The sequence below is a fragment of the Kribbella sp. NBC_01505 genome, from assembly GCF_045040285.1.
Classification (GTDB): domain Bacteria; phylum Actinomycetota; class Actinomycetes; order Propionibacteriales; family Kribbellaceae; genus Kribbella.
Genome location: NZ_CP109425.1, coordinates 411,578 through 438,087, shown reverse-complemented (window position 1 = coordinate 438,087; position 26,510 = coordinate 411,578). Strand labels below are relative to the sequence as shown.

Genomic DNA, 26,510 nt, shown 5'->3' with positions numbered 1-26,510 from the left:
CCGAGCCCGCCAATGAGGTTTCCGTGCCTGATTCCAGTGAGTCGAGCGGCCGTCCGCCTTCGTCACATGCGGCGGCCGGGATCACGGTCTCGGCGATCGCCGATGCCGCGCTGGCGATCATCCGGGCCGTGGGCGTCGACGGGCTCACCATGCGTGGAGTGGCTGAGCGCCTGGGGGTTCGGGCGCCCTCCCTCTATCACCACGTGCACAACAAGGCCGACCTCCTCGACCTGGTCGCGCGCAATGCCTTCGACGAGTTCGAGGAGGACGAGGCGGCGTACGACGAGCTCCGCAGCATCGACGAGTGGATCGAGCTCACTCGGACCGGTTCGCTGGAATTCCGCGCCTTCTATGCCGACCACCCGGGGCTGGCCGCGCTGATGCAGGCGAAGGCGACTCCGGATCGGGATCAGGGCGCCGGTTCGCGCGCGCTCCTGGTCCGGGTGCAGATCGAGTCGCTCGTACGGCTCGGTGTCCCCGAGCCGCAGGCGCGCCACCTCTTCGAAGTGGCCGCGCGCTGGAGCCTGGCCGCCGTGGTCGCCCAATCGACAGTCACGACCGAGCTCTTCGCCGACGGCCTGGACATCTTCCTGGCCGGGCTCAGGGCCCGCCTGCTCGAGCTGACTACCTGACCGCGTCCAGCCACAGTTCGGCGTACCGCGAGCCCTCCACGGCCGTCGCCACGTCCACCACGGTCGGCGAAATACCGTGCGGATCGCTCGACCGATCCGACGACCAATCCCGGGTGTCCACAATCGTCCGCCCGCGCGACCAGCTCCCGGCCAACTCCACCCGGAGCGGGAATCGCTGGGTGGTCAGCCCATCTGGATCGATCACCGCGCACACCGCGCCGCCATCACCGATGCTCGCGCCGTCGCGGCCGTACAGCTCGCTGCGCCGCTCGATCAGCTTCCGCGCCAGGTCGGCCGATGGCGAACCAGACAATGCCCGGGCCTGTTCGAGCGTCACGACCACGTCGTAGAAGACATCCAGCCCATACATCGTCACCGGTACGTCGAGCTCCCCGGCGGCCGCGAGAACGATCGCCGCCGCTTCCGGGTCGGTCCAGATGTTGAACTCGGCCGACGCCGTCGCATTCCCGATCCCGGCGGCTCCACCCATGAACACGATCTCGCGCAATCCGGCCGCGGCTTCGGGATACGTGCGGAGCAGCAGGGCGATGTTCGTCATCGGTGCGAGCGGGATCAGCGTCACCGGCTCGCCCTTCGCCGCGCCATCCAGTAGGACGTCGCGGAGCAGTTCGAGAGCCGGCGTCGTACTGGGGGAGCGGCTGGATCGTGGCCAGTCGAGATCGCCGAGCCCGTCCACGCCATGCACGTGGGGCGCGGTGCGCATCGGCTGCAGCAGCGGGAGCGCAGCGCCGCGCCCGACCGGTATGTCGGTCCGCCCGGCGGCCTCCAGGACGGTCAGCGTGTTGATCACGACGTCGTCGAGACCGACGTTCCCGCCGACGCAGGTGACGGCCCGGAGATCGAGCTCGGGGTGACGGGCGGCGAGGAGCAGCGCGCAAGCATCGTCCAGCCCGGTGTCGACGTCCAGGATCACCGGTTTCATGTCCCCATCCTCACCTATCGGCCAAGCCGTCGAGCGGGCGGGGGAGGGCCGAAGTGTCCTCCCGATCGGGGTCCATTCGGTGGCGCCACGCGGGACTACACGGGCCCGCGCGAGTGTTGGAATCAGGTGCGGGTCAGACCGACTCCGAAGCGACGCGCGCGAGATCCGGCCGTTCTTGCAAACTGTCGGAGCAGCGATCTAGGATCCCTAGATGTAGTGGTTACACGGGTGTAATTTTCCACAGGTAGTGGTTGGTTACGCACAGGCCATACACAGGTTGTCCCCAGATCCATCCACAGCCGGAGTTCAGAACCCGCCCCTGAGGCGGCCTACGGGAGGAGTGATTCGCCGTGCACTGTCCGTATTGCCGGCACACCGATTCCCGTGTGGTCGACAGCAGGGTGGCCGAGGACGGCGGAGCGATCCGCCGCCGGCGCCAGTGCCCGGTCTGCGAGAAGCGGTTCACCACCGTCGAGCAGATGCAGCTGACGGTCGTGAAGCGCTCCGGCGCGACCGAGCCGTTCAGCCGGGAGAAGGTCGTCAACGGCGTGAGCAAGGCCTGCAAGGGCCGGCCCGTCGGTGTGGATGCGCTGTCCCGGCTGGGGCAGAAGGTCGAGGACGCCCTGAAGGCGAGCGGTTCGCCGGAGGTTCCCGCGCACGAGGTCGGTCTAGCCATCCTCGGGCCGCTGCGGGAGCTGGACGAGGTCGCTTACCTGCGGTTCGCCAGTGTGTACCGGCAGTTCGAGTCGGCGGACGATTTCGAGACCGAGATCGCCCTGCTGCGCGCGGAGAAGGAGCCCGAGGGCACCGAACCGCCGCCGCTGACGCCGACCCAGCAGACATAAATCGGGGATTCGCAGTACCAGTAACACCAACGGCCGGTACGGCGTTGACGCAGTACCAACGGGGCGGTCCCGGGCAGGCCGCGGCAGGGCTAATTGCGAGGAGCAGAAATGACAGAGACGGTGACCGGCCACTCGGGGTCGACCAAGAGGTCGCCGGCCGGGTTCCGCGGGCGGAAGAACGCGCCGGCGGGACTCACCATCGAGCGCATTTTCACCACCGAAGGCGTACACCCGTACGACGAGGTGACGTGGGAGCGCCGCGACGTCGTACAGCAGAACTGGAAGACGGGTGAGACGGTCTTCGAGCAGCGCGGGGTGGAGTTCCCCGACTACTGGAGCGTGAACGCGTCCACCATCGTCACCACCAAGTACTTCCGTGGAGCGGTCGGGCACGACAACCGCGAGTGGAGCCTGCGCCAGCTGCTGGACCGGGTCGTCAAGACCTACCGCAAGGCCGGCGAGGACCACGGCTACTTCACCACCCCGGCCGACGCCGAGGTCTTCGAGCACGAGCTCACCTGGATGCTCCTGCACCAGTACTTCAGCTTCAACTCGCCGGTCTGGTTCAACGTCGGGACGACGTCGCCGCAGCAGGTCTCGGCCTGTTTCATCCTCGCCGTCGACGACTCGATGGACTCGATCCTGAACTGGTACAAGGAAGAGGGGCTGATCTTCAAGGGCGGCTCCGGCGCCGGCCTGAACCTGTCCCGGATCCGTTCCTCCAAGGAGCTGCTGCAGTCCTCCGGCGGCACCGCCTCCGGCCCGGTCTCCTTCATGCGCGGTGCCGACGCGAGCGCCGGGACGATCAAGTCCGGTGGCGCCACCCGGCGGGCGGCCAAGATGGTCGTGCTGGACGTCGACCACCCTGACATCGAGGAGTTCGTCGAGACCAAGATGCGCGAGGAGGACAAGATCCGCGTCCTCCGCGACGCCGGGTACGACATGGACCTCGGCGGCCGCGACATCACCTCGGTGCAGTACCAGAACGCCAACAACTCGGTCCGGGTCACCGACGAGTTCATGCGCGCGGTCGAGGAGAAGGGCGAGTTCGGCCTGCGGGCGCGGATCGACAACTCGATCATCGAGACCGTCGACGCCCGTGAGCTGTTCGACAAGATCAGCCACGCCGCCTGGGCCTGCGCCGACCCGGGCATCCAGTACGACGACACGATCAACGACTGGCACACCACCCCGGAGACGGGCCGGATCACCGCGTCCAACCCGTGCTCGGAGTACATGCACCTGGACAACTCGTCCTGCAACCTGGCCTCGCTGAACCTGATGAAGTTCCTCACCGACGACGACAAGTTCGACTCGGTCAACTTCGTCAAGTCCGTCGAGCTGATCATCACCGCGATGGACATCTCGATCTGCTTCGCCGACTTCCCGACCGAGGCGATCGGCGACACCACCCGCGCGTACCGGCAGCTGGGCATCGGCTACGCCAACCTCGGCGCGCTGCTGATGGCGACCGGGCACGCCTACGACTCCGACGGTGGTCGCGCGCTGGCGGGCGCTATCACCTCGCTGATGACGGGGACGTCGTACAAGCGCTCGGCGGAGCTGGCCGGCATCGTCGGCGCGTACGACGGCTTCGAGCGGAACAAGGACGCCCACACCCGGGTGATGCGCAAGCACGCCGCGGCCAACGACGCGATCCGGACCGTGCACGAGATCGACGCGGACGTGCAGAAGCACGCCACCGCCGCCTGGGAAGGCGTGCTGAAGATCGGCGCCAAGAACGGCTGGCGGAACGCGCAGGCCTCGGTGCTCGCGCCGACCGGCACCATCGGCTTCATGATGGACTGCGACACGACCGGGATCGAGCCGGACTTCTCGCTGGTCAAGTTCAAGAAGCTGGTCGGCGGCGGTTCGATGCAGATCGTCAACCAGACGGTCCCGCGGGCGCTGCGGCAGTACGGCTACACCGAGGAGACGATCGAGGCGATCGTCGAGTACATCTCGGAGAACGGCCACGTCGTCGACGCACCCGGCCTGAAGACCGAGCACTACTCGATCTTCGACACCGCGATGGGTGAGCGCGCCATCAAGCCGATGGGCCACGTCCGGATGATGGCAGCGGCCCAGCCGTTCCTTTCCGGCGCCATATCGAAGACCTGCAACGTTCCTGAGACCGCAACGGTCGAGGAGATCCAGGACATCTACTTCCAGGGCTGGAAGCTCGGCCTCAAAGCGCTCGCGGTCTATCGCGACAACTGCAAGGTCGGACAGCCTCTGTCCGGCTCGAAGGCGGCGACGACGACGGAAGCGCCGACCGCTGAGCCCGTCGTCGAAAAGATCATCGAGTACCGCCCGACCCGGAAGCGCCTGCCGAAGTCGCGGCCGTCGCGGACCACGTCGTTCGCGGTCGGTGGCGCCGAGGGCTACATGACGGCGGGTTCCTACCCCGACGACGGCCTCGGCGAGGTCTTCCTCAAGATGGGCAAGCAGGGTTCGACCCTCGCCGGCGTCATGGACGCCTTCTCGATCGCGATCTCGATCGCCCTCCAGCACGGTGTCCCGCTGGAGACCTACGTCCAGAAGTTCACCAACCTGAAGTTCGAGCCCGCCGGTCTGACCGACGACCCGGACGTCCGGATGGCGCAGTCGATCATGGACTACATCTTTCGTCGGCTTGCTCTGGATTACCTGCCCTTCGACGAGCGCGCGGCCCTCGGCATCTACTCCGCCGACGAGCGCTCCCGCCAACTCGACACCGGCTCCTACGAACCGGCCCCGGTCGAGGTCTCCGAGGCCGAGTCCCTGAAGTCGGTCGAGCCGATCGCCGAGGTCACGGACAAGCCCGCCGAGGCAGCCGCGGCCAAGCCGGTCGACACCAGCGCGGTCCGCACCACCGCCGAGATGTTCGAGCTCATCACGGGCACCTCGGTCGACGCGCCGCTCTGCTTCACCTGCGGCACGAAGATGCGCCCCAGCGGTTCCTGCTACGTTTGCGAAGGCTGCGGCAGCACCTCCGGCTGCAGCTGACCAGCACTGTAAGCACTCCGGCCCCCGGGAACTTCCCACTTCCCCCGGGGGCCGCGGTGCGTCCGGATGACACGGCGTCCGGACAGCGAGTTTCTTACGGCTACACCAACCAGCAGACCCAGGTTGTGTCCTATCCGGGGGACACACTGCCATGGGTTCCGACCGCTCAGCAGCAGCTCGGCGGTGCTGGGGACACCGACCTGTTCATCAGCAGTGAGCTCGTCACCCATCCGACCGACGGCTACATCTATGCGCTGGAGCGCCGTGGTGAGCGGACCGATGGAGTCTGGAAGATGGTCCGCAACGAGACCATTCGGCTCACGTCGGGCTAAGCCGGTACCCGCGTCCTCGCCTACGGCTACCCGCACCTGGACCGCGTCGCCGGTACGTCGCTCTACCTGCACGAAGTCAGCTACTCCAATGGCACGTGGGTGGTGTCCGCGCCGGTGCAGCTCGCGGCGACCAGTTGGGACGGCGTGAAGACCTTCACCTTCGAGCGCACCGAGGGGACGGGTGCCGCGGCCGCTGACGTCCTGGTCGGCACCAAGAGCAACGGCGAGCTCAAGGAATGGCGCGGCAACCGGGCGACCCCGACCAGCATCACGTCGACGGTCCTGAAGACGACCGGTTTCAGCACCTTCGGCAGCCTCAGTACCGGCTACTGCCAGAACCACCCGACCGGTCGACCGCTGCTCGGCATCACCCCGGCCGGCGCGGCTTCGGCGTACTTCGACGCCACCGCGACCGACCGCAGTGGCGCCGACATCACCGGAGGCACGCTCGGCTCACTCGGCTGGACGGGCCGGGCGTAAGGTCAATAGACCTCAGGTGGTGAAGGATCCGGTCACGACGGGGTAGGACTCGACGCCGTTGCGCGAGGACCAGAGGCGGATGCGGACCAGGGTGCCGTCGGGCACCGAGAAGTTGCAGAACGACCAGCCCTGGTAGTCGGCCACTGAGGTGTCGTCGAAGCACTCGTGCGCGTCGTACCAGAAGCCGACCTGGCTCTGGTAGAGCTGAATCGCTGCCCGTGCGCTGTAGCCGTCGGCCTGGTCGTCGTGCACGCCCAGCCACTCGCCGTCGGTGCAGTAGATGGCAGCACTGAGCCGGGAGTTGGCCAGCTCCTTGGATGGATGGTGGTAGCAGTTCGCCGGCGTGTTCGCGTATGCGGGCGCAACGGTCAGCAATGAGGTGGCCAGCAATCCGGTGGCGAGCCCGGCTGCAGCGCGTCTGACGGAGAAGGACATGGGGCGGCTCCCAGTCGTCGTGATCGGAACGCAGATCATAGGACGACAGCTGGGAGCGCTTTCAACGCGTTACTGCATGTTGGTCAGATGCGGGTGCTCGGGCGAGGTGGGGCAGACGTAGACCTGCAGGTTGTAGCCGCGGCCGACCACCACCATCGGTGGATTGCCCGGACGCCGGAGGCCCACCGGTCGCGATCCTCAACGGGCGTCCAGCTGTCGTCACTCGCAACCGCTTCGCCCGAAGCGATGGTCAGCAGTGGCCGGTACGGCGTACCGCAGGTCTCGCAGTTCATCGGAAACGGATCGTTGAAACTCCAGGGGCCCCAGCCGCCGACCTTCCAGCCCGGCGCGATGCTGTGCTCGCGGCCTGCCGTGCCAGCGGAGCAAGCTCCGGGAACACGGCAGCGACGTCGACCGGGCGAGGAGGAGTGGTCCTCGTCATGGCGAACTCCTAGTGGCCGAAGCGGTCCGAATCTGCCGCTGCCTTGGCAGTGCCGTCGAGGGCGGTCAGGGCGGCGAGCTGCTCGGGAGTCAGGTCGAAGTCGAAGATAGCGAGGTTCTGGGCCAGCCGGTCCCGGTCAGCGGACTTCGGAATCGGTACGACGTCCTGCTGCGACTCCCAGCGCAGGACGACCTGGCCCGGCGTCCGGCCGTGCTCCTTCGCGATCTCCTGCAGGACCGGGTTGTCCAGCAGATCGGTGCCCTTGCCCAGCGGGCTCCAGGCCTCGGTCACGATCCCGTGCTCGGCGTGGAACTCGCGCTCGGCCGACTTCGCCCAGACCGGGCTCAGCTGGATCTGGTTGACCTCCGGGGCGACGCCGGTCTCGTCGATCAGCCGCTGGAGATGGGTCGGCTTGAAGTTCGACGTACCGATGGCTTTGACCAGCCCGGCCTCACGCAGCGCGACTAGCCCCTGCCACGCGTCGACGTACTGGTCCTGGTCCGGATTCGGCCAGTGGATCAGCAGCAGGTCGAGGTACTCGACGCCGAGCTTCTCCGCACTCGCCTCGAACGCGGTCCGGACGCCGTCGACGCTGTGCCACCGCTTGTTGAACTTCGAGGTCACGAACAGCTCGTCGCGCGGCACCTGCCGCAGCGCCCGGCCGACGCCGGTCTCGTTGCGGTAGTTCTCGGCCGTGTCGATCAGCCGGTAGCCGACCTCGAGGGCCTGGACTACGGCGCGTTCGGCATCCGCGTCGTTCATCGGCGACGTTCCCAGACCGATCCTCGGCATCGCCGTTCCGTGACTCAAAGTGACCGTCGGGACCTGGTTCATCGTGCTCCTCCTCGGCAGGGACTGTCCCGACACGGTACGCCGAACACCCTCTGCTCCCATGGTGGGACCCGGGCCGGATCCCGCCGTACGCCGTACGGCCGGGTCGGTGTCTCAGCCTCCGTATCCGGCGCGCAAATTGTCGGAGCCGAGGTGCATGATGGGATCCGGCGGGGAACGAAACGCGTTGGAGGGTGGGCGAATGCGCAATCGGCTGATCACTCTGGTGGACCTCGGACTGGACAGCTCGTTCGACGCCTCGATGACGTTCGTCCAGGGCATCACGGGCAATATCAACGCCGGCTGGGACGAGCCGGTCATCGACGTCAACTTCGTCCGCACCCGCGACCACGAGACCGCCTTCTCCGCCCTCACCACCCCCTCCACCGTCCTGCACGTGATGGCACACGGTGACCACAGCGAGGAGCCGTCCTTCCTCTCCACCGACGGCCGCACCCAGGTCTCCCTGCGCTCCCTGGCCGACTGGTTCCTCGACCGCCAATGGGGAATCTCCAGCGGCGTCGTCATCGCCGACGGCTGCAAGACCGGCATCGGCAAATGGCAGCGCGCCATCCGCGACTGCCTCCAGGACGACATCACCTACATCGGCACCAGCACCGTCGTCGGCTGGTACGAAGCCACCGTCTTCTGCTCCGCCTTCTACGGCGCCCTGGTCCGCAACCGCGGCCTGGGCCGCACCCCCGCCGAGCAAGGCTGGGACGCCGCCAACCGAGCCATCAGCGCCTACGAAACGCTCACCGACGCCCGCTGCCCCTACAAACCGGTCCTCCTCACCCCCTCCCGCCGAGCCCTCCGCTCCCTCACCGGCTGACCGACACGCAGCGTCAGCACCACCGTCCGTCACCCGTGTGAAACTTTCTGTGGGTCTGGCAGCGGGGACGCGGGGGTGGTTCAGCTTGGTTTCGCCGCAGACGTTCCAGGACCTGATCGGCCCGTCAGCCTGGCAACTCCTGCTGGCCGAAGGGAACCTGCGCAGCTATCGCCCAGGCCAAACGATCCTCCGCCAGGCCGATCCCGGCGGCTTTCTGCTCGCACTCGACCACGGCCGGGTCAAACTCCTCGCCTCCGCCGAGGACGGCGCTCAGCTCCTCCTCACTATCCGCGGCGCCGGACAGCTCCTCGGCGAACTGGCCGGCGCGGAAGGCCGCCGTACGGCGACTGTCGAGGCATTGGACCGGTGTACGGCGCACTACCTTTCGACGGCGCAGTTCGATCGTTTCCTGGCCAAGCACGGCTTGACCCAGGAGTTCCATCGCTACGTGACCGGGAAGTTCGATCAGGCCGTCTCTCGGCAGGTCGACCTGGCGCATCGCTCCGCACTCCGCCGGATCGCCCGGCTGCTGCACGACACAGTCGTTCTCGCTCCCGCCACCGCGGCCAACCCGCAGCGGGTTCCGTTCACCCAGGAGGAGCTGGCCGGCTCGCTCGGTCTTGCTCGCAGCACGGTCGCCGACCAGCTGACGACCCTCCGCGCTTCGGGTGCGCTGACCCGGGGACCGCAGTTGGTCGTCGCCGACCTCGGCAAGCTGGCCGAGGCCTTTCGCGTCTGAGTCCTGCATCACCTCGCGGCTGTCCGATTCCGGACAATCCGCTCGGCCGATCTCGCCGACTCTGAGTGGACCGACCCGTCCACGAGGAGGCCACGATGAGCACACCGATGGACCCGCGCTACACCGGCGTTTCCGCACTCCCGCCCTACCGAGCACTGCTGGTCGTCGACATGAAGGACTACAGCGGCAACGCCGGCCGCTACCAGACCGAGCTGACCAAACTGATCCCAGAGATCATGCAAGCGGCCTTCGAGCGGGTGGGTCTGGGATGGATCTGGGACCGCAAGACCGCCCACAACGGCACCGGCGACGGCTATGCCATCGTGCTGCCACCCGAGCTACTCCCGCACCTGCTGAACCCCTACCTGGCCGCCCTGCAGGAGGAACTCGAAGTCCGCAACCGGAACCGTCCCCACACCTGGAACGGCCCGATCCGCTTCCGGGTGAGCGTCAATGTCGGCCCGATCTCGGACTCCGGCGACAACGAGATCGGCGACGGCAGCGGCGCCGAACGCGTCGTCCTGCACCGCCTTCTCGACAGCAGCCCCGTTCGCCACCTGCTCACCGGCTCCGATCCCGAGGTCACGCAGGTCGCCGCCATCATCTCGCGCCGTGTGTACGAAGACGCAGTCGAGGCCCGCTTCGCCGACGACCCACCAACCCTGTACGTCGTCGCCGGCGCCGAGGTGAAGACCTATCAAGGCCAGGCCTACCTCCGCGTCCCCAAGCCGTCCGGGCAGCTGCTCGTCCAAGGATTTCTGAAGCCTGACAGCGGTCCCGAGCCTGGTTCGTCGGGGAACGGGGCGACGCCACCTCCGCCAAGCCCGCCGTCCGGTGGGTTCGGCGTTCAGATCAACGGCGCCAGCGGGCCTGTGTACACGGGCAGCGGGACGCAGAACAACACGCTCCATCAAGGGCGCGACCGATGACCGAGGCGGTCGCAGTTGCCCAGCCTGACCTGGCGCAACCTGCGGTGCGGCAGCCTGACGTGGAGCCTCCTCGGACGGAGGTCAACGACAGCAGCGGACCGGTGCACACCGGCACGGGCAACCAGCTGAACGACATCCGGTTGTATCTGAACCGGTCTCGGAAACCCCGAACCAGAGACATCACTCAGCACACCCTGCGACAGCTCTGGTCGAGCTTCGTGCCGCCGGCGGGCTTCGACCGCGCGGCACGCGTTCTGGCCGCACCGGACGGCCTGGTGATCCTGAGCGGAGCAGTCGGCACCGGCCGCAGTACGGCGGGGCTCATGCTCCTGTACGCCGACATCGCACCGGACACGGTGGTTCGATTTGTGGCGGCCGACCTGGAGAAGTCGGCGGTCGAGGCCGAGCGCCGGATCTTCGAAGGAACGGATGTTCGCGAGAACGACCGGCTGGTGCTCGACCTGTCCGAGGCCGACGGCGAATCGTTCGGTGAGCTCCAGGACTACCTGCACGCGTTGCAGCCGGCCCTGCGAGAGCGCGGGGCCAAGCTCGTCGCGATCCTGCCGCATCTGCATGGCGAGCAGCTGAAGGTCGACCTGCTGTCGTTCATGGTCGAGATCCGCCGCCCGGACAGCTTCCAGGTACTGCAGCGTCGCCTTGCGGCCGAGGGGATGCCTGCCACGGACTTGTCCGCGTACCGTGAGAGCTTCGCCTCGTCGAGCATGGACGGCCTGGTCCGGGTGGTCTACCAGGTGCGCGAAGCCTGGCTGGAACGTCCAGGAGCTGCGATCGATGCCTTGCTCGCCGAGATTCTCAACTCCGCCGAGAAGCGTGAACAGAAGATCGCCAAGGTCGTGCAATCGGCCGACGGCGCGCGGCCCCGAGCCCTCCTGATCGCCGCGGCGCTGCTGCACGGTTTGTCCACGCACACCGTCTTCCGCGGACAGGAGCGCCTGCTTGAGCTACTCCGGGGTGCGGACGACGACGGAGATCACGTTCTGGAGGTGGCGGGTGTGGCGGAGGCGCTGGCCACGCTGGGGCTGGATCTGTCCGTCACACCCGAGCCTGGACAGCGGTTGCATTTCGCGGATCAGGAGCTGCCGGCCGAGGTTCTACGGCACTTCTGGGACGACATGCCGTGGCTGCGGGCCCGCTTGGCCGATTGGGTCGCTGAGCTGGTCGGGTCGGGGACCGGGTCGCTCGACCGGTTCGACATGGCCACTCTCGCCCGTCGGTTCGGTGCGCAATGCCGCCGGACCCGGGACACCGACTTGGCGCTGCGGCTGGTGGAGGAGTGGTCCGGCGACAGATACCAGTCGCAGCGGTCGGCGGCCTACACCCTGCTCGAGGATCTTCTCGACGACGACGGGACCGCGTCGGCGGCTCGGCAGAAGGTCTACAACTGGACACGCGACACGCATCTGCCGGACGGCCGAGTCGCGATGGTCGTCGCGGCCTGCGTCAACATGCTCGCCGATCGCTATCTCGATCAGGCGGTGGTGCGGCTGTCCTGGCTCGCCGAGCATGCCGAGTACGGCGTTCGCCTCGCCGCGCGTGAGGGACTCGGGGAGCTGGTCCAGGATCCGGATCGTCGGCTGGAGGTGATCGACCTCGTGCTGGACCGGTCGCGGTTCAACGCGGCCAACTTCGCTGCGGTCGCGGCACCGGCTGGGCTGCCTCTGTTCCTCGGGACCGAAGCTCTCGAACGGCTCGTCACCGGCTGGCAGCGTGCGTTCCAGGAGACCGATCCGTTGTACCGCGATCCACTGTTCCGGCGTTGGCTCACAGCACATACCGAAGCGCTGGAGGATGACCGGCCGAACGATGCGCACGGCGTGCAGCAGGTGCTGGCGATGGTCTGCGCACACCAGCACGAGCTGCTCGACGGCCTGTTCAACACGATGCTCGACTGGCTCGAAGCGCGCAGCGACGATCCGTTCCGCCTGCAGACCGCACAGATCATCGAACAGGTCGTCCGGCGTGGCCGGCGATCTGGGGCAACTAGCTTGTCGGAGGCCGGGCAATGACCATCCATCGCAAATCGCTGTCCATCGCAGTAGCCGTCGTTCCGCTGGTGGCCGTCGCCGTCTGGCTGATCGTCGAGCTTGACTGGCTCGGAATCCTGCTGGCCGCGGTGCTGGCCATCGGGTGTCTTGCGGTCTATCGCCGGGCGGGTGCACAGCTGTTCGCCGGCACCACGACCTCCGCGTCGTCGGAGCTGTCCACCAGCGGGCTGCCAACTGCCGACGAGACCGTCTTCCTCGCCGTCTCGGCGACCGTGCACTGGCAAGCAGTCAAGGCCGAGAGCTATCACGCTGACCTGGCGCGCGAGTTCATCCTCCAGCAGGCGCGGGAGGTGACCGGCAAGTGGCGTCCGGCGCAGCATTCGCTGGCTCAACACGAGCTCGCTGCCAAGGTCGGTCGTCCCTCGACCCTGGACACCGGCGAACTGGAGGTCTGGGCGACAGATCTCCGCCTGGTGCTTCCCGAAGCTGTCGAGCAGCACCTCGCGAAAATGGACGAGGCACATCGGCACGGCCTCTTGTGGGAGGTCAGCGCCGTCAACGAGAACCGCAGACGCACCTACCTGCGTGACGACGCCTTGCGGACGCCGGCTTCGGCGGTCGTGTGGTGGCTCGCGCAGCATGACGGCTCGGTCGAGCGGGCGGTCGACCTCGCCGAGGTCCTCACCAAGCTGTCCCAGTTGGCGAACGGTGGTAACGAATCGGACGGTTCCGCGGTCGACAGCCAGCAGTTGATCGATGCGATCGAGAAGCTCGGCCAGTCCGCTCGCAGACCAGCGGCACACAATCTGGCGGAGGCCTTCGACCAGGCCGGTGTGCCGGCAGTCGCGCTGGCTCTCCGCGAGAAGTACAACTTGCCGACGCTGCGCCCGATCGCTGATGCCACACCGGCGTCGGCTGCCGACGCGGAGGGCGGCGCCAGGGCGAGTCGTTCTGTTGGGTAGTGCCTCGGAGCAGCCGGACTCGCCTCCGGCTGCTCCGGGCGATGGATGGCGGCCGTAGGTCTTGAGTTTGGCCGGGGTGGTGACGGGACACCGACACGCTTGGGGCGGCTGTGGTGGGTTGGGCGTGTGAAACTTTTGGGGGGCTTGTCGTGAGGTGAGCCTGTGGTCTGGGTTGCCGGTGACCTGGACGGCGTGCGAACGGGGAGCCGTTCGGTACGCATGGGTCGCCCTGCTGACGTCCGCCCGACGCGGTGAAGGAACACCACCATGAAGCTGCACCGGAACAGCCTTCTGACGGCTGCCGCGATTGTTGTGGTGCTGTATGTCGTGTCGTTGGTGGTTGGGTTGCCGGCGTGGGCGGCGGTGGTGCTCAGCGTCGTGCTGCTGGTGTTGCTGGCGGTGGTGTGGAAGCAGCCCGATGCGCCGAAGCCCGTGGTGCAGAAGGTGCAGGCTGCACCGGCGCCCGTCGTACTGCCGGATCCTGTGTTCACAGGGCCGCCGACGAGGACTGTGGTGGATGTGCGGTTGCCGTCTGCCTCGGCTGACTTCCAGTTCAGCTTCTCGGCGATCGTGCAGTGGTCGACGGTGTTGTCGGGGTCGCGGCATGCGGATCTTGGCGCCGTAGCGGTCGATGCGTTGCTGAAGCGCGCGCGTGCGCTGGCGGTGGGACTGCAGGTGACCGAGGAGGCGCTGAACCAGCAGCATCTCGCGGCGATCCTTGGGGAGCCTGCGCTGGATGACAAAGGGCAGGTGCGTTGCTGGGCTACTGAAGTGCGGTTGCGGTTGCCTGATGCGGATCACAAGCATCTTCAGCACCTGGCCGCCCTGCACCGCCTTGAGCAGACGACCTTGATCGAACGCCGGATGGAGCAGGACAAGCGCGCCTATCTCAAGGACGACGTGTTTGCCACGCCGGGATCGGCCGCCGTCTGGTGGCTGGCCAATCATCCCGGCGACGTCGAGAACGCGCTGGGCCTGCTGGACACCCTCGCCGAGCTTTCCGCGGCAGCCAACGACCTGCCGGTACGGCGTACGTCGGCCGAGGCGATCGCGCAGCCGAAACCGACCCGTGCCGAACTGGACTTCACCAGCGCGGTCGACGACCTGGTCGATGCCGATCGGCCGGAGCCGAAGCGACCACCACGCACCACGCCGCGAGAGGTTGAGGGCCCGGCGAAGCGCAATGGAGCGCAGCCCGCCGAAGAATCCAACGGTGAGTATCGCGAGCAGTTCTATTCGGAGTAAGCCGGCGCGGCGGGCGCTGTGCAGGGTTGACCCGCCGCACCGGGGTCGATGCGCGCTCACTCGTCCAGCCAGCGGATGGTGGTCGAGCCGTTGTGGCCGTGGATGGTCAGGAGCGCCTCGATGCCGTCGGCCCAGACCGTGGTGGTCGGGTAGCGGCCGCCCCAGTGCAGCGCGACCGACCCGTCGGCCCACTCGACTCCTTCGGCGACGACGCCCGTACCGCTGATGCCGGAGACGTCGACGTGCCGCACGAGCTGGAAGCAGCGCGGTCCTGCCTCGCTCGCGACCTCCAGATGACGTCGTCGCGAAGATCTTCGCGGCAGCGTCGCGGTCCTACCGCTGATCTCGTCCATGGCCCAAGTCAACGGGCCGGACCCCGTCCTCACCAGGAACTCAACCGGTATCCACAGGGCACAAATTAGGCACTCCGACGGTCACCCGATCGCCGTACTCTGATTGCAAGGAGTGACCAACGCCCAGGAGAGTGAGAGCGATGACAGTCATCGACGAATGGACCGGCCGGCATGCGAATGCCTTGCGGGCGGCATTGCGGCTGACCAACGAGGCCTTCGCCGAGTACCTCGGGATCTCGCCACGCACGGTCACGAAGTGGCGGGAGAGACCGGAGATGGTGCCGAGCCCACCGCTGCAGGAGGCGCTCGACACCTCGCTGCGGAATGCCGCGCCTGACGCCAGACTCCGGTTCGCCGCCAACCTCGGCCTCGATCAGCCGGTTCCGATCGACCAGGATTCGTTGACACAGCTCAACACCGCGATCGGGGACCTCGCGCGCGTCCTGGCACGCCTGCAACCAGCCGACCCGCAGGAGTCGCCTACGCACTGAGAGCGTTTGCGGGCGGGCACTGGATAGACGTTCCACACGGGGGTTCGCCCAAGCCCAGGAGGGGACATGCGTACTCGCACTGCATCGAGGACAGGTTCGCGGACGCTCGCGATCATCGTGGTCGTCTGGTTGCTGATCGGTCTGGCCGCGGCCGCCCAGCGGAGCTACTTCTCCGGCTCCGACGCGACCTGTGCCAAGGTCGGCACGACTCTCGTCACCGTGGTGGCCGGCCCGTTGAACTACATCGGGGCCAACCCCAAGATCGACTGCACCGCGCCCCAGCCGTCGAAGTAGCCCGCGATCCGACGTGGCGTAGCGTTCCCGGTAGGTCGTCGAGGAGGGGAACGTGGACGTACTGCGGGACGGGATCGAAGCGGATCGCGAGGAGCTGCGGGTGCCCGGCGTCAGCTGGGCGGTGATCGAGAACGGCGAGATCACCCACACCGGGACGGCCGGGGTCCGGACGGCGGATACCTCGGCGGCGGTTGAGCCTGACACGCTGTTCCAGGCCGCTTCGATCAGTAAGCCGGTCGCAGCGCTCGCGATGCTGCGGTTGGTGGATCGAGGCATGCTCGACCTGGACGAGGACGTCAACAACCGCCTCAAGTCATGGCAGGTGCCACCAACCCGGGCTTGGCAGCCTGTCGTCACATTGCGGCAATTGGCGAGCCACAGCGCAGGGATGACTACGCCCGGGTTCCCGGGCTACCGCACAGGTGCTCCGTTGCCGACAACTGTCGAGATCCTGACCGGTGCGGCGCCGAGCAACACCGTCGGTCCGCGCGTGGAGCGAATCCCGGGCGTGCAGTTCGCGTACTCAGGTGGCGGTACGACGGTTATCCAGCAGCTGCTCGAAGACGTGACCAGCACACCGTTCCGCGATCTGATGCGTGAGCTGGTGCTCGATCCGCTGGGGATGACTGACAGCGCCTACGCCCAGCCGCTACCACCGGACCTGGCCTCACGAGCCGCCACCGGTCACAGCGAGAAGGGCGAACCGGTCGACGGCGGCTGGCACGTGTACCCGGAGCTGGCCGCAGCTGGGCTGTGGACCACCCCGACCGATCTGGCCAGATTCGCGATCGGAGTCCACCAGTCGTACGCCGGCGCCCACGGTGCGCTCCTGTCCCCAGAGCTGGCGCGGCAGATGCTCACGCCACTGATCCGGCTGGATCCACCGATCGCCGGCCTGACCCACGTCGGCATCGGCCCGTTCCTGAACGCGTCGGGTCAGTTGTTCGGGCACAGCGGTGGGAACCTCGGGTTCCGCTGCAATCTGCTCACCGATCGGATGACCGGGTACGGCGCGGTAGTCATGACGAACTCGGACGGCGGCAACCGGCTTTCCCTCCGAGCCTTCGCGGCGGCAGCGTCGGCGTACGGGTGGGAGAACTATCGGCCGGTGGACGAGCTGTTCGACCTGCCTGCGCCAGAGGTACTGACCGAGCTCGCCGGCGACTACAGGCTCGGAGACAGGACGCGGCTTGCTGTTCAGCCATGGGGGAGTGGCCTGATGGTCACGTTCGAGGGGCAACCGCCGTTGCGGTTCATCCCGCTGTCGGACGCTCGATTCATGGCGTCGGCCACGCAGGCGCAGCTGGAGCTTCGGGACGGTCGACTGGTCTTCGAGCAGGCCGGCTTCGAGCTCGACTGTGTGCGGGAATAGCCGGCCGACCGGCCCGGTTACATCTGGTGCCGCCCGGTACAAGACCCCCGGGCCTCAACCTTCGCCGCTACGAGCGGCCACTCGCCGAGAGGCGTCTGCCGGGCGGCATCAGTACGGCGATATAAGGGCTGGAGCAAGCTGCCAGACCCCGATTTGCATCTAGCGGGTGAACATCAGTATTGTTCTTCTTGTTGGGAGCGAGTGCAGGACGCGGAAGCGGCCGGACCTCCTGACCATCCTCTAAGTAAGTGTTGCTGAAGCGTGTCTTCGGATACGGTTCGGCCGCTGAAACACGGGTGACTGGGACGAAAGTGGCCGATTTGACCGGCTGGGTTCGAAACAGTAATGTTTGGCGGGTTGCCCCGGGAGCTTGAATCGAAAGGTTCGGCTGCGGTGTGCGTCCGATTCTTGAGAACTCAACAGCGTGCCGAAAGTCAATGCCGAAATTTAGCATTAACCCCGTACATGGGCATCGGCGATTCTTTCACCCGGTCTATTCGGATGCGGGTGGGGGTTTTGTTTTGTCTGTGTTCGGATTCCTTTGAATGTAATTTATGGATTCAGTCAGTTTGATTGTCTCTGATGTTCAAAGGGTCAGTTCGAAGTTGTTGACTGTCCGGGAGCCTTCGGGTTTGCGGTTTGTCTATATTTTTCAACGGAGAGTTTGATCCTGGCTCAGGACGAACGCTGGCGGCGTGCTTAACACATGCAAGTCGAGCGGTAAGGCCCCTTCGGGGGTACACGAGCGGCGAACGGGTGAGTAACACGTGAGCAACCTACCCTCAACTTCGGGATAAGCCTCGGAAACGGGGTCTAATACCGGATATCATCTTCTGCTTCATGGCGGAGGGTTGAAAGTTCTGGCGGTTGGGGATGGGCTCGCGGCCTATCAGCTTGTTGGTGGGGTAATGGCCTACCAAGGCGTCGACGGGTAGCCGGCCTGAGAGGGCGACCGGCCACACTGGGACTGAGACACGGCCCAGACTCCTACGGGAGGCAGCAGTGGGGAATATTGCGCAATGGACGAAAGTCTGACGCAGCAACGCCGCGTGAGGGATGACGGCCTTCGGGTTGTAAACCTCTTTCAGCAGGGACGAAGCGAAAGTGACGGTACCTGCAGAAGAAGGACCGGCCAACTACGTGCCAGCAGCCGCGGTAATACGTAGGGTCCGAGCGTTGTCCGGAATTATTGGGCGTAAAGGGCTCGTAGGCGGTTCGTCACGTCGGGAGTGAAAACTCGGAGCTTAACTCCGAGCCTGCTTCCGATACGGGCAGACTAGAGGTAGGCAGGGGAGAGCGGAACTCCTGGTGTAGCGGTGGAATGCGCAGATATCAGGAAGAACACCGGTGGCGAAGGCGGCTCTCTGGGCCTTACCTGACGCTGAGGAGCGAAAGCGTGGGTAGCGAACAGGATTAGATACCCTGGTAGTCCACGCCGTAAACGTTGGGCGCTAGGTGTGGGGGACATTCCACGTCCTCCGTGCCGCAGCTAACGCATTAAGCGCCCCGCCTGGGGAGTACGGCCGCAAGGCTAAAACTCAAAGGAATTGACGGGGGCCCGCACAAGCGGCGGAGCATGCGGATTAATTCGATGCAACGCGAAGAACCTTACCTGGGTTTGACATATAGGGAAATCCTCCAGAGATGGGGGGTCCGTAAGGGTCCTATACAGGTGGTGCATGGCTGTCGTCAGCTCGTGTCGTGAGATGTTGGGTTAAGTCCCGCAACGAGCGCAACCCTCGTCCTATGTTGCCAGCACGTTATGGTGGGGACTCATAGGAGACTGCCGGGGTCAACTCGGAGGAAGGTGGGGATGACGTCAAGTCATCATGCCCCTTATGTCCAGGGCTTCACGCATGCTACAATGGCCGGTACAAAGGGCTGCGATACCGCAAGGTGGAGCGAATCCCAAAAAGCCGGTCTCAGTTCGGATTGGGGTCTGCAACTCGACCCCATGAAGTCGGAGTCGCTAGTAATCGCAGATCAGCAACGCTGCGGTGAATACGTTCCCGGGCCTTGTACACACCGCCCGTCACGTCATGAAAGTCGGCAACACCCGAAGCCGGTGGCCTAACCCTTGTGGAGGGAGCCGTCGAAGGTGGGGCTGGCGATTAGGACGAAGTCGTAACAAGGTAGCCGTACCGGAAGGTGCGGCTGGATCACCTCCTTTCTAAGGAGCATTGGCAGGCAAGCCCGCAAGGGGTGCCTGTCTACTCGTCGTTTCCTGGACATCCGTTCCAGGGCGACGGTGCTTCGGAATGTGGAACATTGACCATTAGATGAGCAAGCAGAACCGAGTGAGTTAGTACTGCGAGCATCCACTTGTGGGTGTGAGCGTGGAAAGCGAACGACGTCGAGTGGATCATCGAGGCGCGCTGTTGGGTCCTGAGGAATCGGGCCCAGCCAACGGACCTACGGGTTCGGGGGTTGGGACTTTTTCTTCTGGGTCACGGAGACACTGGATTCTTGCGAATCGTTGGTGTCTTGGGTGGCTGGGGCCGGCTCTCACCAAACTTCTGGTGGTGGCGGATTTGAGGGTGTTTTGTTTCCCTTCTGGTCTGTCTCCCGAGGAAAGTGGTGGACATGGGCTGGTGTGCCTGGTCGTATTTTGAGAACTGTATAGTGGACGCGAGCATCTTTGTAGCGAATGTATTTTTTGTTGTTTTTTGACAAGCTACTAAGGGCAATCGGTGGATGTCTTGGCACCAAGAGCCGATGAAGGACGTTGGAGCCTGCGATAAGCCCCGGGGAGTTGGCAACCGAGCTGTGATCCGGGGGTGTCCGAATGGGGAAACCCAGCTGGCATTCTAAAGCCAGTTACCAGTGCCTGAACACATAGGGTTCTGGAGGGAACGCGGGGAAGTGAAACATCTCAGTACCCGCAGGAAGAGAAAACAATAGTGATTCCGTGAGTAGTGGCGAGCGAAAGCGGATGAGGCTAAACCATGTGCGTGTGATAACTGGCGTGTGTTGCGCATGTGGGGTTGTGGGAGCATTCAGGTCTTAACGCCATTGGACCGGGGAGTTATAAATCACTGTTGAAGTCGAATCTTCTGGAATGTTGAGCCGTAGTGGGTTATAGCCCTGTAGGCGTAAGACAGTGACTTCCGAGTGTTTTCCCAAGTAGCACGGGACTCTTGAAATCCCGTGTGAATCTGGCGGGACCACCCGCTAAGCCTAAATACTTCTTGGTGACCGATAGCGGACTAGTACCGTGAGGGAAAGATGAAAAGTACCCCGGGAGGGGAGTGAAATAGTACCTGAAACCGATTGCCTACAATCCGTCGGAGCATGTTCTTTGGAATGTGTGACGGCGTGCCTTTTGAAGAATGAGCCTGCGAGTTAGTGGTGTGTGGCGAGGTTAACCCGTGTGGGGTAGCCGTAGCGAAAGCGAGTCTGAATAGGGCGCTTTAGTCGCATGCTCTAGACCCGAAGCGGAGTGATCTATCCATGGGCAGGTTGAAGCGCGGGTAAGACCGCGTGGAGGACCGAACCCACCAGGGTTGAAAACCTGGGGGATGACCTGTGGATAGGGGTGAAAGGCCAATCAAACTCCGTGATAGCTGGTTCTCCCCGAAATGCATATAGGTGCAGCGTCGCGTGTTTCTTACCGGAGGTAGAGCACTGGATGGTCTAGGGGGCTTACCGGCTTACCGAAATCAGCCAAACTCCGAATGCCGGTAAGTGAGAGCGCGGCAGTGAGACTGCGGGGGATAAGCTCCGTAGTCGAGAGGGAAACAGCCCAGATCACCAGCTAAGGCCCCTAAGCGATTGCTAAGTGGAAAAGGATGTGGAGTTGCCCAGACAACCAGGAGGTTGGCTTAGAAGCAGCCACCCTTGAAAGAGTGCGTAATAGCTCACTGGTCAAGTGATTCCGCGCCGACAATGTAGCGGGGCTCAAGCAATCCGCCGAAGCTGTGGCATTTACACTATTACTCGGCCCAGACTTGATTTGGGTCCAGGTGTGTGGATGGGTAGGGGAGCGTCGTGCAGCGTGTGAAGCAGCCTAGTGATGGAGTTGTGGATGCTGCACGAGTGAGAATGCAGGCATGAGTAGCGAATGACGGGTGAGAAACCCGTCCGCCGGATGATCAAGGGTTCCAGGGTCAAGCTAATCTGCCCTGGGTAAGTCGGGACCTAAGGCGAGGCCGACAGGCGTAGTCGATGGACAACGGGTTGATATTCCCGTACCGGCATTAACACGACAAGACCGAACCCAGAAATGCTAAGAGCTCTGAGCTAGGCGGCCTTCGGGCCAAGTGGTGAGGATCTCGACCCGATTTGGTATTAGGTGCACTGAGGAGTGACGCAGGAGGGTAGTCCAACCGCGGCGATGGTAGGCGTAAGCTGATCCGCGGGCAAGGTGGTAGGGCGAGGCATAGGCAAATCCGTGTCTCATGTAGCCTGAGAGCCGAGGCGGACCCGTTAAGGGGAAGTGGATGATCCCATGCTGCCGAGAAAAACTTCGTAGTGAGTGTTAGAGCCGCCCGTACCCCAAACCGACACAGGTGATCAGGTAGAGAATACCAAGGCGATCGAGTGAACCATGGTTAAGGAACTCGGCAAAATGCCCCCGTAACTTCGGGAGAAGGGGGGCCGGATGCGTTACATCCTTCTCGGGTGGAAGCGTTGATGGCCGCAGAGACCAGGCCCAAGCGACTGTTTACTAAAAACACAGGTCCGTGCGAAGAAGTAATTCGATGTATACGGACTGACGCCTGCCCGGTGCTGGAACGTTAAGGGGACAGGTTAGCTGGTTTAGGCCGGCGAAGCTTTGAACTTAAGCGCCAGTAAACGGCGGTGGTAACTATAACCATCCTAAGGTAGCGAAATTCCTTGTCGGGTAAGTTCCGACCTGCACGAATGGCGTAACGACTTGGGCGCTGTCTCAACCGTGGACTCGGCGAAATTGCATTACGAGTAAAGATGCTCGTTACGCGCAGCAGGACGGAAAGACCCCGGGACCTTTACTACAACTTGGTATTGGTGGTCGGTACAACTTGTGTAGGATAGGTGGGAGACTGTGAAGCTCGGACGCCAGTTCGGGTGGAGTCATCGTTGAAATACCACTCTGGTTGTTCTGGCTGTCTAACTTAGGTCCATTATCTGGATCAGGGACAGTGCCTGGTGGGTAGTTTGACTGGGGCGGTCGCCTCCTAAAAGGTAACGGAGGCGCTCAAAGGTTCCCTCAGCCTGGTTGGCAATCAGGTGTCGAGTGTAAGTGCACAAGGGAGCTTGACTGTGAGACAGACATGTCGAGCAGGGACGAAAGTCGGAACTAGTGATCCGGCGGTGGCATGTGGGAGCACCGTCGCTCAACGGATAAAAGGTACCCCGGGGATAACAGGCTGATCTTCCCCAAGAGTCCATATCGACGGGATGGTTTGGCACCTCGATGTCGGCTCGTCGCATCCTGGGGCTGGAGTAGGTCCCAAGGGTTGGGCTGTTCGCCCATTAAAGCGGCACGCGAGCTGGGTTTAGAACGTCGTGAGACAGTTCGGTCCCTATCCGCTGCGCGCGCAGGAGACTTGAGAAGGGCTGCCCCTAGTACGAGAGGACCGGGGTGGACGAACCTCTGGTGTGCCAGTTGTTCCGCCAGGAGCACGGCTGGTTGGCTACGTTCGGGAGTGATAACCGCTGAAAGCATCTAAGCGGGAAGCACGCTTCAAGATGAGGTCTCCCACCGGGTTAACCGGGTAAGGCCCCCAGTAGACCACTGGGTTGATAGGCCAGAAGTGGAAGCACCGTAAGGTGTGGAGCTGACTGGTACTAATAGGCCGAGGGCTTGTCACACACTCATCATTGATGAGGCAACATGACTTGCTGTGCTACAGGTAACGATGTTCGCGTCCGCTGTACGGTTCCCAGAATATGAACAGGACCCCCAGCACCAACCCCCAGGCATCACGCTACGGGGTTGTGATTTGCAGGGTTGGTTGTTGATATTTTGATAGAGTTTCGGTGGTCATAGCGTAGGGGAAACACCCAGTCTCCATTCCGAACCTGGAAGTTAAGCCCTTCAGCGCCGATGGTACTGCGACCGGTAGGTCGTGGGAGAGTAGGACACCGCCGGACATTCACACTGTTAAGGGCCACCCCACTAGGGGTGGCCCTTAACATTTCCCCCAGAACACCGAAGCCCAGACAGAACCTGTCTGGGCTCCTGACTTCGGTCAGCCTCGCCGGACTGGAAGCACCGCATGGCGCTGACCTGCGAGGATGCCTGTCCGAGCGGGCGAGTTCAGGCACTAACGAGATCGGATACCGCTCTTGTGCCGGGAGACGTAGGTCCGGTCCTGGGGTACCGCGAGCCGCCGCGCGTAACGCCCGAACGATCGGAGGGCGTGTCTGGTTTGGGGAAGGTAGTGAACCAGAATCGGTTGGTTGTGCTCCCCAAACGGTTTAGGGAGCGTCCGGGCCGGACCCGATCGCTGTTCCTAAACCGGTTCGGGGAGTCCTGGCCCCCTGAATCGGGCGGTTTTGCTCCCCAGCACCCGCGACCGTGCCCAGCAGAGACCCCTAGGGGCGCGACCCAGGGCGGGAGCGCACACTTCTCACACTCGCCGGGCGCACGGGCGGCCGCGCGTCGACCTGCTGTCACCGGTTGCCGACTCAGGCACTAACCCAAATGACCGAAGTCAGGCCAGACAGAACCTGTCTGGGCTTTTGTTATTTCCAGGAGGCCGATCAGGCTTCCGGAGCGATGCCCACCAGAGCGGCCGCGGCACAGATGTGGACCGGAGTAAGGTCTGCCGGCGAAACCGGAGCCTGGAGCAGGGTTCCCCGCTCGAACGGCGTCAGTTGGATGTCGATGCCATGCGCGCCGGTCACCATGCCACGCACATAGGTGAGCCATCCCATCATCGGAATCCCTCGACGGAATACCCCAGCGGCCGCGGCAAGCTCGGTGTCGGCGATGCTCGCCCACTCCGGCTCCCAGATGGACACCACTGCCCGCAAGACCTGCGCGAAGCGTTCAGGCTGCGCGAGCGCGTCGTCGTCGCTCCAGTGCAGCGTCACCTGGTCCGACACAGTCGTGAGCGTCCCGCCCATCGACAGATCGAAGAGCCACGGCAGCTCTCCAGTGCTCTGAAGGTGCAACCGAGTAGTGCTGGAGCCGTTGGCGAGCACCTTCGTGGTCGCCTCGACCATCTCCTCGAGCGGAATCGAGCCATCCGCTTCCAGAACGTGGTACCCCCAGCGTTCGTCCTGAGTCCACGCGTGGACATCGGGAAACGCGACCGCAACCGCTGTCAGCGTGCGATCCACCCGCAGCGCGCGGTGCTCTACGGTCTCGTCACGGTGAGCCCACTGGGCGCGCAGCAGCCATGATGCCATCACGCCCTCCGATCGTGAGCCGGCCGATCCCGCGCAGCAGACGGTACGCCGGTGGCCGGATGGTTGGCCAGAGTTCCGCCTACTCGGCGTGAAGAGCCCGTGCGGTTCTCTGGAAGTTCCACCTGACCAGTCTGCGACACCGATGGGTCGGAGGCGACCACCGGGGTCCGGTTTTAGTAAAATAAGCGTCCGAAGTACCTCAGCTCTTCGGCGTCGCCGCCAGCAGTCCACCGAGCGCACTGGCCTGTGTCCGCCAGTCCCGGACGCCCCCGGCAGCCCAGCGCTGGCCGAGCCGGTTGAGCGAGTCGCGATCGCTCAGCCAGATCGAGTCCGCCTGCCGCTGCGCATAGGTCTTGTACGACGCGTCGCCGGTGCTGTCGGCCAGATCCATCAGGTATCGCATGAAGATGCCCTTGAACTGCTTCTGGTTGTCATCGCAGTTGCCCGCGGCATCACACGACTCCGTCAGGATCCCGCCCGGACTGAGCAGCATCGACGACATCGCCGCATCACCCAGTTGCCGAGCCTTGGCCAGTACGGCGCTGTCCCCGGTTGCTCGCCATAGTTCGAGCGCGCCGCCGATCGCGAGACCCTGGTTGTAGGTCCACACCGTCTGACCGTTGTTGGTGCACGAGCCGTTGATGCCGTCGTTCACCAGGCCGGCCGAGTTGATCATGCCGCTGTTCTTGAACCAGTTCCAGCCGGTCGTCGCTCGCTGCAGCCACACTGAGTCACCGGGCAGCCGGTTGTGCAGTGCGGCGGTCATCCGGACATACAGCCCGTTCGTGATCGCGTTCTTGTAGGTCCGCTCGCGATCCCACCACACGCCACCGCCACACGAGCCGGTGTCCCAGTAGCCCTGGACGTAGTTCGCGATCGTCACCGCCATGTCCAGGTACTTCCGCTCACCCGTCAAGTCATAGGCCTGGATCCACGCGATCGCCCACCACTCGGTGTCATCGATCGCCCGGCTGATGAAGTTGCCCTCCAGCGCGTCGCCGCTCTTCACCCCGGCCGGGAAGACGCCCTTGTTCTTGTCGAACATCTCGTTGACCATCCAGCGCAGATCGGTACGCCGGGTCCGCTGCTGGTAGTCCATCACCGTGGTGAGCGCGACCGCGGAGTTCCACCAACTCGACAGCCACCACGCGGTAGACGGTTGGTACGAGTACATCAACGCATCAGCCGCGGCCGATGTCCGATCCGCGGCCGGCCGCGCCCACGTCGTACAGGCTCCGTTTTGGCCTTCGACAGCTCGGCCGCAGGCACGGACGGCGCCGCCGTACAGCTTGGAGCGTGGGTCGACGCTGGCGAAGAGCTTTGTCTTCACCGTGGTGGCGCCCGCGCCAACGGAGACGCGGCCGAGGGAGGAGCCGCCGGGCCAGGAGGCGCCTTCGTTCCAGGAGCGGTCGAGCCAGACCTCGTCGCCGGCACGGCCGGTGTCGATCGTGCCCCAGGCCATCCCGCGGTTGTCGATGTGCAGCGCGATCCGGCGACCGGCCAGAGCCGCCGAGGGGACCGGCTGGTTGTCGCCGGACGGACCGTCGCTGCCATCACAGGCCGCGGCACAGACAGTCGGATAGGCCCACGCGGTGCAATCCACTCCAGCAGCGTCGCCACAGGCTCGGATCATCCCGCGCCGGTGTCCGGCTGGGTCGGCGAGGTTGTACATCAGCGTCCGAGTGCCGGTCCAGCCGTTGGGGATCGAGGCCTTGCCGAGCAACCCCTCCCACGTCGCACCGCCGTCCCAGCTGCGGTCGAGCCAGACCGCGTCGTTGGTGACGCCGTTGTCGATGCTTCCCCAGGCCATCGAGTCCTTGTCGGACACATGCAGTACGACGCGGCGTCCGTTGATCACCTTCTCCGGCACTGGGAAGGTCTCCTCCTGCGCCCGCGACGGGTCGAGCGTGTCGCACGACACCGAACAGACCTGAGCCAGCGGAACCTGCCGCGCCTGCGCAAATGTCGGTACGACGAGTGTCGAGCTCAGCAACGCCAGTGCGATGATCAGCGGGCGCATG

General features: G+C 64.6%; 20 protein-coding genes and 3 rRNA genes. 17 read left to right on the top strand and 6 right to left on the bottom strand.

The annotated features are described in order from the left end of the window. The first annotated feature begins 23 nt into the window (after positions 1 to 23). A complete protein-coding gene (locus tag OG474_RS01765) occupies positions 24 to 632 on the top strand; it encodes a TetR/AcrR family transcriptional regulator (protein WP_405060386.1) in 609 nt (202 codons plus the stop codon). Here the strand turns inward: OG474_RS01765 and OG474_RS01760 are convergent. Beyond that, positions 625 to 1,575, bottom strand: a complete 951-nt coding sequence (locus tag OG474_RS01760) for a nucleoside hydrolase (protein ID WP_405060385.1) — start codon at positions 1,573 to 1,575, stop codon at positions 625 to 627. The genes OG474_RS01765 and OG474_RS01760 overlap by 8 nt on opposite strands. Before the next feature lie 350 nt (positions 1,576 to 1,925). Here OG474_RS01760 and nrdR point away from each other — a divergent pair, with 350 nt between their 5' ends. The 4 genes from nrdR (at position 1,926) to OG474_RS01740 (ending at position 6,220) form a co-directional block, all read left to right on the top strand. Continuing rightward, positions 1,926 to 2,420, top strand: coding sequence for a transcriptional regulator NrdR (gene nrdR, locus OG474_RS01755; protein ID WP_396380018.1), 495 nt, complete (start codon positions 1,926 to 1,928; stop codon positions 2,418 to 2,420). A gap of 108 nt (positions 2,421 to 2,528) precedes the next feature. Continuing rightward, positions 2,529 to 5,408 (top strand): vitamin B12-dependent ribonucleotide reductase, encoded by a 2,880-nt coding sequence (locus OG474_RS01750; RefSeq protein ID WP_405060384.1) that lies wholly within the window; start codon positions 2,529 to 2,531, stop codon positions 5,406 to 5,408. 56 nt (positions 5,409 to 5,464) lie between these two features. After that, positions 5,465 to 5,740: a hypothetical protein gene (locus OG474_RS01745; protein WP_405060383.1), complete on the top strand. Its 276-nt coding sequence runs from the start codon at positions 5,465 to 5,467 to the stop codon at positions 5,738 to 5,740. 102 nt (positions 5,741 to 5,842) lie between these two features. Further along, positions 5,843 to 6,220 carry a hypothetical protein gene (locus tag OG474_RS01740; protein WP_405060382.1) on the top strand — a complete coding sequence of 126 codons (378 nt, stop codon included), beginning with the start codon at positions 5,843 to 5,845 and terminating at the stop codon, positions 6,218 to 6,220. Positions 6,221 to 6,232: 12 nt separating this feature from the next. On the opposite strand, the gene OG474_RS01735 is transcribed toward OG474_RS01740, so the two are convergent. Together OG474_RS01735 and OG474_RS01730 are read right to left on the bottom strand one after the other, a co-directional pair. After that, complete coding sequence (locus OG474_RS01735; protein ID WP_405060381.1) at positions 6,233 to 6,655, bottom strand: hypothetical protein; 423 nt, start codon at positions 6,653 to 6,655, stop codon at positions 6,233 to 6,235. A 451-nt stretch (positions 6,656 to 7,106) separates the two neighbouring features. Further along, the gene (locus tag OG474_RS01730; RefSeq protein ID WP_405060380.1) at positions 7,107 to 7,931 is read right to left on the bottom strand and encodes an aldo/keto reductase; all 825 of its coding nucleotides are present in this window, start codon (positions 7,929 to 7,931) and stop codon (positions 7,107 to 7,109) included. A gap of 199 nt (positions 7,932 to 8,130) precedes the next feature. Between OG474_RS01730 and OG474_RS01725 the strand changes: the two genes are divergently transcribed. From OG474_RS01725 to OG474_RS01700, 6 genes are all read left to right on the top strand, one after another. Then, positions 8,131 to 8,760 (top strand): hypothetical protein, encoded by a 630-nt coding sequence (locus OG474_RS01725; RefSeq protein WP_132406442.1) that lies wholly within the window; start codon positions 8,131 to 8,133, stop codon positions 8,758 to 8,760. 85 nt (positions 8,761 to 8,845) lie between these two features. Further along, on the top strand, positions 8,846 to 9,499 hold the full coding sequence (locus OG474_RS01720) for a Crp/Fnr family transcriptional regulator (RefSeq protein WP_405060379.1): 654 nt from the start codon (positions 8,846 to 8,848) through the stop codon (positions 9,497 to 9,499). A gap of 95 nt (positions 9,500 to 9,594) precedes the next feature. Beyond that, positions 9,595 to 10,428 (top strand): hypothetical protein, encoded by an 834-nt coding sequence (locus OG474_RS01715; RefSeq protein WP_405060378.1) that lies wholly within the window; start codon positions 9,595 to 9,597, stop codon positions 10,426 to 10,428. Continuing rightward, on the top strand, positions 10,425 to 12,455 hold the full coding sequence (locus OG474_RS01710) for a hypothetical protein (protein ID WP_405060377.1): 2,031 nt from the start codon (positions 10,425 to 10,427) through the stop codon (positions 12,453 to 12,455). Before OG474_RS01715 ends, OG474_RS01710 begins: the two co-directional genes overlap by 4 nt. Continuing rightward, positions 12,452 to 13,396: a hypothetical protein gene (locus tag OG474_RS01705; RefSeq protein WP_405060376.1), complete on the top strand. Its 945-nt coding sequence runs from the start codon at positions 12,452 to 12,454 to the stop codon at positions 13,394 to 13,396. Before OG474_RS01710 ends, OG474_RS01705 begins: the two co-directional genes overlap by 4 nt. A 267-nt stretch (positions 13,397 to 13,663) precedes the next feature. After that, on the top strand, positions 13,664 to 14,641 hold the full coding sequence (locus OG474_RS01700) for a hypothetical protein (protein WP_405060375.1): 978 nt from the start codon (positions 13,664 to 13,666) through the stop codon (positions 14,639 to 14,641). 56 nt (positions 14,642 to 14,697) lie between these two features. Here OG474_RS01700 and OG474_RS01695 read toward each other — a convergent pair whose 3' ends face one another. Further along, positions 14,698 to 14,994 carry a hypothetical protein gene (locus OG474_RS01695; RefSeq protein ID WP_405060374.1) on the bottom strand — a complete coding sequence of 99 codons (297 nt, stop codon included), beginning with the start codon at positions 14,992 to 14,994 and terminating at the stop codon, positions 14,698 to 14,700. Positions 14,995 to 15,134: 140 nt separating this feature from the next. Between OG474_RS01695 and OG474_RS01690 the strand changes: the two genes are divergently transcribed. From OG474_RS01690 to rrf, 6 genes are all read left to right on the top strand, one after another. After that, positions 15,135 to 15,485, top strand: a complete 351-nt coding sequence (locus OG474_RS01690) for a helix-turn-helix domain-containing protein (protein ID WP_405060373.1) — start codon at positions 15,135 to 15,137, stop codon at positions 15,483 to 15,485. A gap of 66 nt (positions 15,486 to 15,551) precedes the next feature. After that, a complete protein-coding gene (locus OG474_RS01685; protein WP_405060372.1) occupies positions 15,552 to 15,779 on the top strand; it encodes a hypothetical protein in 228 nt (75 codons plus the stop codon). 52 nt (positions 15,780 to 15,831) lie between these two features. Then, positions 15,832 to 17,151, top strand: a complete 1,320-nt coding sequence (locus tag OG474_RS01680; protein WP_405060371.1) for a serine hydrolase domain-containing protein — start codon at positions 15,832 to 15,834, stop codon at positions 17,149 to 17,151. A 652-nt stretch (positions 17,152 to 17,803) separates the two neighbouring features. Then, positions 17,804 to 19,321: ribosomal RNA gene (locus OG474_RS01675) — 16S ribosomal RNA — on the top strand. Positions 19,322 to 19,818: 497 nt separating this feature from the next. After that, positions 19,819 to 22,944, top strand: a 23S ribosomal RNA gene (locus OG474_RS01670). A 164-nt stretch (positions 22,945 to 23,108) separates the two neighbouring features. Beyond that, positions 23,109 to 23,226 (top strand): 5S ribosomal RNA (gene rrf, locus OG474_RS01665). The 16S, 23S and 5S rRNA genes sit together here, the layout of an rRNA operon. 612 nt (positions 23,227 to 23,838) lie before the next feature. Here rrf and OG474_RS01660 read toward each other — a convergent pair. Continuing rightward, positions 23,839 to 24,489 carry a hypothetical protein gene (locus tag OG474_RS01660; protein WP_405060370.1) on the bottom strand — a complete coding sequence of 217 codons (651 nt, stop codon included), beginning with the start codon at positions 24,487 to 24,489 and terminating at the stop codon, positions 23,839 to 23,841. 199 nt (positions 24,490 to 24,688) lie between these two features. Then, positions 24,689 to 26,509, bottom strand: coding sequence for a glycoside hydrolase family 76 protein (locus OG474_RS01655; RefSeq protein WP_405060369.1), 1,821 nt, complete (start codon positions 26,507 to 26,509; stop codon positions 24,689 to 24,691). Position 26,510 lies beyond the last annotated feature (1 nt).

Bases quoted from the DNA above. Each gene is read 5' to 3' on its own strand.
- OG474_RS01730 (WP_405060380.1), bottom strand. From the start codon at position 7,931: ATGAACCAGGTCCCGACGGTCACTTTGAGTCACGGAACGGCGATGCCG.
- OG474_RS01685 (WP_405060372.1), top strand. From the start codon at position 15,552: ATGCGTACTCGCACTGCATCGAGGACAGGTTCGCGGACGCTCGCGATC.
- OG474_RS01660 (WP_405060370.1), bottom strand. From the start codon at position 24,489: ATGGCATCATGGCTGCTGCGCGCCCAGTGGGCTCACCGTGACGAGACC.
- OG474_RS01655 (WP_405060369.1), bottom strand. From the start codon at position 26,509: ATGCGCCCGCTGATCATCGCACTGGCGTTGCTGAGCTCGACACTCGTC.
- OG474_RS01735 (WP_405060381.1), bottom strand. From the start codon at position 6,655: ATGTCCTTCTCCGTCAGACGCGCTGCAGCCGGGCTCGCCACCGGATTG.
- OG474_RS01710 (WP_405060377.1), top strand. From the start codon at position 10,425: ATGACCGAGGCGGTCGCAGTTGCCCAGCCTGACCTGGCGCAACCTGCG.
- OG474_RS01760 (WP_405060385.1), bottom strand. From the start codon at position 1,575: ATGAAACCGGTGATCCTGGACGTCGACACCGGGCTGGACGATGCTTGC.
- OG474_RS01700 (WP_405060375.1), top strand. From the start codon at position 13,664: ATGAAGCTGCACCGGAACAGCCTTCTGACGGCTGCCGCGATTGTTGTG.
- OG474_RS01750 (WP_405060384.1), top strand. From the start codon at position 2,529: ATGACAGAGACGGTGACCGGCCACTCGGGGTCGACCAAGAGGTCGCCG.
- OG474_RS01690 (WP_405060373.1), top strand. From the start codon at position 15,135: ATGACAGTCATCGACGAATGGACCGGCCGGCATGCGAATGCCTTGCGG.
- OG474_RS01715 (WP_405060378.1), top strand. From the start codon at position 9,595: ATGAGCACACCGATGGACCCGCGCTACACCGGCGTTTCCGCACTCCCG.
- OG474_RS01705 (WP_405060376.1), top strand. From the start codon at position 12,452: ATGACCATCCATCGCAAATCGCTGTCCATCGCAGTAGCCGTCGTTCCG.
- OG474_RS01695 (WP_405060374.1), bottom strand. From the start codon at position 14,994: ATGGACGAGATCAGCGGTAGGACCGCGACGCTGCCGCGAAGATCTTCG.
- OG474_RS01725 (WP_132406442.1), top strand. From the start codon at position 8,131: ATGCGCAATCGGCTGATCACTCTGGTGGACCTCGGACTGGACAGCTCG.